Here is a 9,085-nt window from a genome sequence, read left to right on the forward strand (position 1 = left end):
TCATTGTCCGCTACAATCTCAACTTGAGAGCATCACTTGCCATTTGACCACCACCTTTCTTTTTCCATGCCGGAAAGCAGGCTTTGGCCAAGAGCAGCGACTGATTGAAGCCCCGCCAGCGCAGGCGGCGGAGGTGCAGCGGCACGGGCAGAATCAAATCCGGCTCGTGGAACAGGGCTGCGGCATCCGCCTCTTTCGCCAAGGCAGCAAAGGTGCTTAATCCAGCCAGCTTGCCATCAAACTTGAGCTGATGGATGAGCGATTTGACTGGCTCCTGATAAACAAGAAGGGAACGCGCCTGATCAAAGGCGAAGGGGTGCTGCTGGCAGTTCCGGCAGCGATGCGCTGCGCCAGGCGTGCCGCAGCAGGAACAGAAAGGGCGGGAAATTATGGAAACCCCTGTCCGGCATTTCTGGCAGAGCAAGGGTGGTCGGCTGGAGCCGAGCTGCGCTCCGCAGCCCAGACAGCGGGCCGGGAAGAGCAGCTCGGCAAGGGCTTCAAGGAGAAGCCGCACTGTGTCAGTTCATCGCCGCGCGCAAATTCTCATCCAGCTTGTTTAGGAATTCCTCGGTGGTCAGCCACGGCTGCGTTCTGCTGATCAGCAGGGACAAATCCTTGGTCATGAAGCCGGATTCCACCGTTTCCACGCAGACACGCTCCAGCGTCTCGGCAAAGCGCATGACTTCCGGCGTTGCGTCGAATTTCCCCCGGTAATACAGCCCCCGCGTCCACGCGAAAATGGAGGCAATCGGGTTGGTTGAGGTCATGTTGCCCTTTTGATGTTCGCGGTAATGGCGGGTGACAGTGCCGTGCGCCGCCTCCGCCTCAACCGTCTGGCCGTCCTCGGTCATCAGCACGGAAGTCATCAGGCCGAGCGAGCCGAAGCCTTGCGCCACTGTATCGGACTGCACATCGCCGTCGTAGTTCTTGCAGGCCCAGACAAAGCCGCCTTCCCATTTCAGGGCTGCGGCCACCATGTCGTCAATCAAGCGATGCTCATAGCTGATGCCTGCCGACTCGAAGCGCGTCTTGAATTCTTCCTCGTACACCTTCTGGAAAATGTCCTTGAAGCGGCCGTCGTACTTCTTCAGGATGGTGTTTTTGGTGGACAGATACACCGGCCAGCCAAGCGTGAGGCCGTAATTCATGCAGGAGCGGGCAAAACCGCGAATAGAATCGTCGAGATTGTACATGCCCATCGCGCAGCCGCTGCCGGGAAAGTCGAAAACCTTGTATTCAACTGCTGGGCCGCCGTCCGCAGGCTCGAAGCGCATGGTCAGCTTGCCTGCGCTGGGAATGAGGAAGTCCGTGGCGCGGTATTGATCGCCGAACGCGTGGCGGCCAATGACAATCGGCTTTGTCCAGCCTGGCACTAGGCGCGGGATGTTCTTGCAGATGATCGGCTGACGGAAAACCGTGCCGCCAATGATGTTGCGGATTGTGCCGTTCGGCGACTTCCACATTTCCTTCAGGCTGAACTCTTTGACGCGGGCCTCGTCCGGGGTGATGGTCGCGCATTTCACGCCCACGCGGTGCTGCTTGATCGCATTGGCCGCGTCCACGGTGATCTGGTCGCTGGTCTCGTCGCGCTTCTGAATGGAAAGGTCGTAGTAGTGCAAATCCACATCAAGATACGGCAGAATCAGCTTGTCTTTGATGAACGCCCAGATGATCCGGGTCATTTCGTCGCCGTCAATCTCGATGATGGGATTTTTCACCTGAATTTTTGCCATGATGCCTCTGAGGAATGATATGTGAATGGGAATATTTATTCTGAATTCAAGCCGCCCAATTCTCAATTTTCAGGCCGGGAATTCTCTGAAATTCTTTCTCGTTGTTGGTGACGAGAATCAGGCCGCCGCTCAAGGCTTGTGCAGCAATCAGCATATCCAGCGGGCCGATGGGCTGACCTTTTTTCTCCAGCTCTGCTCTGATGCCGCCATAGGCCGCAACCGCTTTGGCATCATAGGGAAGAATGTCAAAAGGGGCAAGAAAAACGTCAAGCCGCTCCTGATTTTCCTTCTTCCGGGAGCTTATCGCCACGCCGTACTGCAATTCTGACGCAGTGATGACGGAAATGCCTATCTCTCCGGGCTGATGCTGTTTGAAATTGCTGATGAGGGATGGAGGGCGTTTATTGATCAAATAAATGCAGATGCAAGTGTCAAGCAAATAGATCATCAAGTCCTTCTCGTTGCTGCTGATCATTCAGCTGATTGCGCTCGGCAAGCAGCGGCTCGCCGCCCTTGAGCAGCATTTCCTCCCACGCATCCCAGACAGATTGATCTTTCGGCAGAAGCAGAATGCCTGCCCCGGTTTTTTTGATGAAAACCTCTTTGCCTTCCAAACGGAACTCCTTAGGCAGGCGGACAGCTTGGCTGCGGCCATTGGTGAACAGTTTCGCGGTTTCCATGCGCTGGCTCCCTGTGCTCGGCAAAGGTTGATCTATATTTTACAGTATAGATCAGATGTGGCGAAAGTCAACAAGCAGTTCCGCGTCTTCCCGTGCTGAAGCAGCAAAAAACAAAATCACTGTCCGTTCGATCTCCGCGAAATACTCAGTGATCATGAAAGCTCACGCAGACGACTCTCATTGTCACGCAGCATTTCATACAGCCCTGCCCAGAGCAGCATCTCTTCGCTGTCATCCGCCTGTCCCTGCATATACTGATGATAGAACTCGTCGCTTGTCTGCTTGTATTTTTCCTCAAGATGTTTCAACTCAAGACGGATGTTGACAATTCCTTTTCTGAGTTCGGAAACTTGGTAAGCAATAATATTCTGGACGAATGTTTCTTCATTTTGAGCATGAGCAAAAATTGCTCCCAGTCGCTGCTCAGTTTGCGGATGGATATGCAGTTGAAGATTAAACATATATTCATTCTGTAGTTTTAAAATCTACTTCTACTCTGTCATTTTCTGTTTCATCCTATCGTAATTCCTCTGAACTTCATCAATCTGTTTATGGCCATTAGAAAGTTTTGCCTTCAAGATGGAAAGGGCTTCTTCATATCGCTGCTCTGCTTCTTTGTAACGTTCTTGAGATTCATAAAACTCAGCGACATTATTTTTAATCATTCCAATGTCATCACAGTCTGTCCCCAGAATACTCGCCGCATCGCAAATTCTAAGTGCTCGGCTGAACAATTGATCAGCTTCTTCAATCTTTCCATTTTCTTTTTGGATAAGAGCAAAATCTGCGACGAACATAGCTAGATAAGGATCATTTTCATCAGAAATTTTCCCCATAATATCGAGGCATCTCTCAAATAGTGGTTCTGCTTTCAGGTAGTTATTTCTCCTGCGGTGATAATTGGCTATATCACATAAGACAGTCGCGTAATGTTTACTGTTTATTCCATATTCTTCTTCATATATTTTAAGTGCTTCTTGGTATAGCTTCTCAGCTTTATCCTGATCATCTTTTTTGCAACGATCATCATCATATAGAACGGCCAATTCTCTACTTGCCTCAGCAAGATTGATATCGTTCTTTTTTTCAGCTAATCTAATTTGCAAAATCTTTTCCAGCCATTTTTTCGCTTCTTCGTATTCGCCATAATCACGGGCCATCTTTCCTGCTGACATTAGATACTTTGGATTCTTTTCTTCGTTCAACACAACAGCTTTTTTGTAATGCATCAGAGCTTCCTTGTTTTTTCCTATCTTCTTATCTTCATTCCCTAACAACCATTGCGTTTCTTCAAAAGAAGCACTATATGTGCTATCGCTCCATTCAAGCCATTTTCTCGCAAGATCATTATTATTTCTTGCTATTAGTCTTTTAGCTCTCGTTACTACTGATTGTGGCAGTTTCTCGTCTGCATGATCTAACTTTTCTGTAATTGAATCTAAACGTTTTTTCTCCTCAGTACAACAATCCTTACAGTAGTAAACATTCCCCTGTTCGAGATTGCAAGCATGATTTTTATCGCCAACAACTGACTGATGCGCCACAGGAGTTTCTGCGGAAGCGTGAGAGACAGATAACAAACCGGTCAATGACAACGCTGTTATTTTACTCTTCATTGTTTTCTCTCCATATTACCTTTTTCTAAATTAATGGCAGTATTGTTGTTCCCTTGAATGAGCTGATGAACAACTTGCGCGGAAGCAGCTTTTTTCTCAGCGGGCTTTTCCTCCGGGGGCAACGCCGCAGGCGCAAGCAGATAAACCATTACAAACACCGCCAACGCCCCGCCCGCATGAATCAGCAACGCCGTTCCTGGCTGCGCTTTCAAGCGGATCATGCCGGGAATGACCCCGGCAACTCCGGCAGCTGCCACAGCCAGCACACTGCGGAATACAACGTATTGAAACGGTGTCGGCTGCGGAAACCAGACAGCGATAACCAGCAATGCCGCCACAAAACACAGGCCAAAAAAGAAAGCCAGCAGCTTGGTGCGGGCTTCCAGCGCAGCAAGCAAGCGGGAAAGCCCTTCTTCTGACTGCGCTTTCGTTGTTCTTTTTGGAACGCCCATCGTTCAGTTTTCCTCCTTCGAGTCAAAGATATTCCTGACAGCCCATTTCAGCTCAAACACAGTGCCGCTACAGCGGCAAAATATGCACTTCCTCCCGTGTCGGGTGCATTCCGCGCAGGAAGAGGCCGCTGCGGCCATCAATCGAGACCGGATCGCCGAACTTGATGCGGAAACCGTTGATCAGGGCATGTTCTTGGGCCTCAAAGACCTGCAAATCGCGGCATCCGACCACGCAGGTCTTCTCCAATCTGGTCGCCACCACAGAGGCATGTGAAGTCTGGCCGCCGCGCGCGGTCAGCAGGCCGTCGGACATGGAAATTTCCCGAATATCCTCTGGAACCGTGTCCTGACGGATGAGAATCAGGGCCACGCCCGGCTGCTGGCTGCGAAGCAGACGAATATTCTCGTCAGTAAACACCGCCAGCCCCGAAAGCGCCGAGCCGCTCACGCCAATGCCTTTGCCAAGCACCGCCGCCTGCTGCGTCTCGCTCTCCTCAAAAACCCGGAAATGCTCCTTCTTCTTGATGGTGATCATGTCGCGGGTCTGGAGGATGTACAAATTCTCCGGCTCAGGGCTTTCAAAGGTGAATTCAATCTCCTGCGGGTTCCACTCTTTCGTATAGACCAGATCGCGGGCGATGTTGAGGAGCCGTTCGTAAATTTTCGGGAAACGACGCTCCAAAGTCTGCTCGGCGGCGCGTCCGTCCAATTCCGCCTGCTCCACCGAAATCGGATAGCTGGTGACAAGACCGGAAACAATGTCTTCGCCCTGATCGCCAGAGGCATAATCGCCCCAAAGCGCGACCCGCCGCACTTTGCGGTACGGATGGGCAGTGAAAAGCACGCCGCTGCCGGCCTGCTGGCTGCGGTTGCCGTAAACCATGGCCTGCACGGTCACGGCTGTGCCCCAGTCGTCAGAAACATCCATCAGATGACGGTACTGGCGGGCCTTGTGCGTGTTCCACGACTCCAGCACCATTTCAACCGCGCCGATGAGCTGCAGCCACGGGTCTTCCGGCGCGTTGCATCCGTGCCGCCGCAGGGCGTTGCGGTATTCCAAGGCCAGCTCGCGCATTTGCTCCGGTGAAAACTCCCGTTTCAAACGGACATTGTAGCGTTTCTTGTGCGCGTTCATCAGTCCGCCGAATTCTTCGCGGCCCATGCCGGTGCCCATGGCCCACGATTGCAGGAAACGGCGGTAGGTGTCCCAGAGGAAATATTTTTTCTCTGGATGATGCGCAACCAGCTCATCAAGCAGGTCTTCGTTCAAGCCGACGTTGTGAATCGTGGCCATCATGCCCGGCATAGAAATCGCCGAGCCGGAGCGCACAGAGAGCAGAAGCGGTTTGTCCGGCGAACCAAAGCTGCGGCCTGTCTGCTCCTCAATGCCGGTGATTGCGGCCCGCAGACGCTGCATGAATTCTTCCTTAGCTTTGGTGAAACGCTGCACCGCCGGCCAGCAGCGGAAGATTTCGGTGGTGATGATGAAGGCGGGCGGCACGGGATTGCCGTCATTGGCCAGCAGCATCAGATTGAAGCCCTTGTTGCCGAGATGAATCAGGTTGTGAGTGCGGAGATTCTCGTTGTGCAGCGAAGAGATGGTCGTTTCCGGGTTGTAGGTCATCAGCAGGTCAATCGTCTGCTCGTCCAGAATGTCGCGCTGCGCCTCCAAGGTTTGGATGATGCGGGTGATGAAATTGTCCAAATGCTGGAGGCCAAAGGTGGTGGCGATCAGGTCGCGGAAAAAGGATTCCGACAGGCGGTGGACCGTTGAAGGCATGTCCTCCTCATCCCAGAGCGGACGGAATTTGGTCAGCAGATTTTCCCTGCCGATCTGCGGGATGATGATCGAGAGATTGTTCTGATGCACATTGGTGTAATAGGCATAGATCACATCTTTGACCCCTTCGGACAGCCCGCGCACAATATCCAAATGCTGGGTGTAGGTGAAACGCTTCATGCTGATCGAAGCGTCAAGCAGGCTGGTGTAAGTGTCTAAACGGCGGCTGGTTATGCCGTCAATCTTCAGGGCGCGGAGGTAGAAACTCAGGGCCTGACCGATGCGGATGAAGGTCGCCTGGGTGATGAAGCCCAGATTGATGGAGAGATTCAGCCGTTCAAGATAGATGTTGGCCAAAGTCTCCAGGCGGAAGGCAAGACCGAGCGCATCAAACTTGCGCTCCGAGTAGCGGCCATAGACTGAAGGAATATCCACCGCGATATGGCGTTTGTAATAGATCTCCTCCTTTGGCTCGAACTTCCTGTCGCTGAGAATGACCTGCTTGAGCTGCTCCAGATGCGTCAGCAGCGCGTCAAGGCAGGCGCAGGTGTCGCCGCCTTCCAGCACCGACAGCAAGTCCTCCATTTCTGGGAAGCCATTGAGCGCCGCATGCTGCAATTGACAGCGCAGCTCCTCCATGCCCAGGCTGTACTTGTGATGCAGGAGGCGGTGCATCCGCACCAGCAGGTCAAACCGTTTGCGTTCGCCTGCGGAAAGATCGGTCTGCTGCTCCAGCCAAGTTTTGCGCTCGGTTTCCTCCCAGGTCAGCAGCTCATCCACATTGCTGTACTCCATTGTTTCCCGCACCCGCTTGGCCAGAATGTGCAGCTCGTCCACAAAGGGTCCGCTGCATTGCACCTGGCCAAGAATCTCCTCCGGCAGATAGGGCCGGAGGACGTTTTTGTCCAAGGTCAGCCAGAAAACAAAGATCGCCCGGATGAAACCGACTATCAGGTTGGAGGATTCAACATGCGACTGCTTGCGCAGGAAGTGAATCAGCACGTCGTGCCGTTTGTGCAGCTCGTCCAATTCGGTGGAAACATCGCGCAGCTCGCCTTCCGCGCCGATCTCGTTGAAAAAGACCGGCATCAGCTTGGTGAACTGCTTGGCGAGGTTGTAAATCGGCTTGATCGGGTGATTGAGGAGCTGGGTGATGTCGCGCTGAAAGAGATCCGTGTCTTTGACGCAGGTGCCGGTCAGGCGGATGTTGATGATCAAGGCGGAAAAGAGCGTCGAGCACCATTTCGGCTCCTGCATGATCAGATTCAGCCAAACCCGGATGTTGGCCAGATGCGCCGGATTGGTGATCGGCTGCCAATCTTCATCAACGCCCATGACATTGGCGTATTGAAAGCCGAAGCGCACGGTCTCAAAGAGAAAGGCTTCCACCAAGCGGGAATTGCCGCGTTGAAAGACCTCGCCGCCAATCACCTGAATGCACTGCAAGGAGGTGTGCGGGTATTTGCGCACATTGGCCTTGAGCAGCTGGAAGGTGGTGGTGAAAAACTGCTCGATTTCGTCAAAGCTCTGGCGGCGGATGAGCTGAACAAGAGAGCGGTTGATTTCGCGCAGGGTCTCTTCATGAATCAGCGAGAGACCGGCGGTGTCCATGATGCGGAAAAGGAAGAAGAGCTTGCGGTTCTCGATCAGCGTGGGATCAGAATCTGCGCTGCTGTCCTCGCTCAGCTTGGCCGGAATGTCGCGGTAGAGCCGGACGATGTCGATATGTGCGGGCAGCTGCAATATCTGGCTCAAGGCCTGATACGGCTCCTCCTCAATCTGGATCATCTCCAGCGCAGCTAAGTGCTCGCGCATCCGGCCATGCGAGATGGCGGCCAATTGCGGCCCGGCCTGCCAGCCTGCGCAGAAGGTGCCGCACTGCGATTCAAACCAAGGCTGCGGATCGTCCTCGCTCAGCCAGTAGGAATAGTTGAGGCTGAGGATTTTCCGCAGCAGACGGGCCGCAGCCGCGCAGGAATAACGCTGCTCTCCAGCCTTGCGCCCCAGACTGATCAGCTGCTCGCCCATTTTCTTCAGCGGATGATGGCCCTGCACCATCTGCATCATCACTCCGCTGTCTGTTTCATCCAGACGCGCCAGCTGATCCAAAAAAGCATTGAGCGAATCCGCGTAACGAGGCAGCGAATCCGGCGTGAGCAGGCTGATCAGCTTGTCCGCATAGGCAAGCAGGGCCTCCACAGTCTGCGCCACCACCTTGCTGTTCTTGCGGGAATCCTTCAGCGCCTCAAGAAAGATCGAACCGAAGAGGGCAAAACAGTCCGGCCCCTGCGGATGGCCGAGATAATGGCTGATGTTCTTGAGAACAAAGGGCCGCAGCTCGCTGATGATCAGCTGCCAGTTGCGGTACGGGTGGCTGATTTCATAGAGCAGATGCTCCAGCCGGGAAGAAAGCCCTTGGTAACGGGCCACAGCCTCCCGCAGGGGAGCGTAGCGGGGGGAAATTGCAACGGTGCTGGCGGTCTGCTGGAAATTGGCTTCAAGTGCCTTGGAGGCGATGGGCGGCGGCTGGATGGTCATGCTGGGCGTGTCTGCTGCGGTTGGGGGAGAATTGTTTTCCGCACCATATTACGCAGATTGCCGCCAATTTGCAACTGCGGCAGCGGGCGCGCAGCTGTTCAAACCTCCTTGCCCTGAAGCGCGGTTTCCTGCCTGATTTTTTGGCCCGCATTTGCCTCGATGCCCATATTTTCCCGATATTTTGTCGTTTCTTCTCGGAGAAAGCGCGTTTGAACCGCCCTGATTCCTGTTGGAATCGGGGCAAAGTCAATTGGAATTGCCTTGATTCCAATTGGAATTGGGGCAA

General features: G+C 53.6%; 9 protein-coding genes. All 9 read right to left on the bottom strand.

Features of this window, described 5'->3' with window-relative positions:
- Window positions 1–10 precede the first annotated feature (10 nt).
- Window positions 11–514, bottom strand: coding sequence for a ComF family protein (locus tag ACNKID_RS08195; RefSeq protein ID WP_417912952.1), 504 nt, complete (start codon window positions 512–514; stop codon window positions 11–13).
- 4 nt (window positions 515–518) lie between these two features.
- Window positions 519–1,733, bottom strand: a complete 1,215-nt coding sequence (locus tag ACNKID_RS08200) for an NADP-dependent isocitrate dehydrogenase (protein WP_417912953.1) — start codon at window positions 1,731–1,733, stop codon at window positions 519–521.
- A 46-nt stretch (window positions 1,734–1,779) separates the two neighbouring features.
- Window positions 1,780–2,181, bottom strand: coding sequence for a type II toxin-antitoxin system tRNA(fMet)-specific endonuclease VapC (vapC, locus tag ACNKID_RS08205; RefSeq protein WP_417912960.1), 402 nt, complete (start codon window positions 2,179–2,181; stop codon window positions 1,780–1,782).
- Window positions 2,165–2,413, bottom strand: coding sequence for an antitoxin (locus ACNKID_RS08210; RefSeq protein WP_417912954.1), 249 nt, complete (start codon window positions 2,411–2,413; stop codon window positions 2,165–2,167). Before ACNKID_RS08210 ends, vapC begins: the two co-directional genes overlap by 17 nt.
- 152 nt (window positions 2,414–2,565) lie before the next feature.
- The gene (locus tag ACNKID_RS08215) at window positions 2,566–2,874 is read right to left on the bottom strand and encodes a hypothetical protein (protein WP_417912955.1); all 309 of its coding nucleotides are present in this window, start codon (window positions 2,872–2,874) and stop codon (window positions 2,566–2,568) included.
- A 30-nt stretch (window positions 2,875–2,904) separates the two neighbouring features.
- Entirely contained in the window at window positions 2,905–4,029 is a 1,125-nt protein-coding gene (locus ACNKID_RS08220) for a tetratricopeptide repeat protein (protein WP_417912956.1), read from the bottom strand.
- The gene (locus tag ACNKID_RS08225) at window positions 4,026–4,427 is read right to left on the bottom strand and encodes a hypothetical protein (protein WP_417912957.1); all 402 of its coding nucleotides are present in this window, start codon (window positions 4,425–4,427) and stop codon (window positions 4,026–4,028) included. The genes ACNKID_RS08220 and ACNKID_RS08225 overlap by 4 nt, the downstream gene beginning before the upstream one ends.
- Window positions 4,428–4,548: 121 nt before the next feature.
- Window positions 4,549–8,799, bottom strand: a complete 4,251-nt coding sequence (locus tag ACNKID_RS08230) for a PEP/pyruvate-binding domain-containing protein (RefSeq protein WP_417912958.1) — start codon at window positions 8,797–8,799, stop codon at window positions 4,549–4,551.
- 98 nt (window positions 8,800–8,897) lie between these two features.
- A partial coding sequence (locus ACNKID_RS08235) for a hypothetical protein (RefSeq protein WP_417912959.1) occupies window positions 8,898–9,085 on the bottom strand: 188 nt, incomplete at its 5' end.

It is taken from the genome of Candidatus Electronema sp. TJ (genome assembly GCF_048287355.1).
In the GTDB taxonomy this organism is placed as follows: domain Bacteria; phylum Desulfobacterota; class Desulfobulbia; order Desulfobulbales; family Desulfobulbaceae; genus Electronema.

Excerpts from the sequence above, each read along its gene's own strand:
- ACNKID_RS08215 (WP_417912955.1), bottom strand. The coding sequence starts at position 2,874 with ATGTTTAATCTTCAACTGCATATCCATCCGCAAACTGAGCAGCGACTG.
- ACNKID_RS08230 (WP_417912958.1), bottom strand. The coding sequence starts at position 8,799 with ATGACCATCCAGCCGCCGCCCATCGCCTCCAAGGCACTTGAAGCCAAT.
- vapC (WP_417912960.1), bottom strand. The coding sequence starts at position 2,181 with ATGATCTATTTGCTTGACACTTGCATCTGCATTTATTTGATCAATAAA.
- ACNKID_RS08200 (WP_417912953.1), bottom strand. The coding sequence starts at position 1,733 with ATGGCAAAAATTCAGGTGAAAAATCCCATCATCGAGATTGACGGCGAC.
- ACNKID_RS08210 (WP_417912954.1), bottom strand. The coding sequence starts at position 2,413 with ATGGAAACCGCGAAACTGTTCACCAATGGCCGCAGCCAAGCTGTCCGC.
- ACNKID_RS08220 (WP_417912956.1), bottom strand. The coding sequence starts at position 4,029 with ATGAAGAGTAAAATAACAGCGTTGTCATTGACCGGTTTGTTATCTGTC.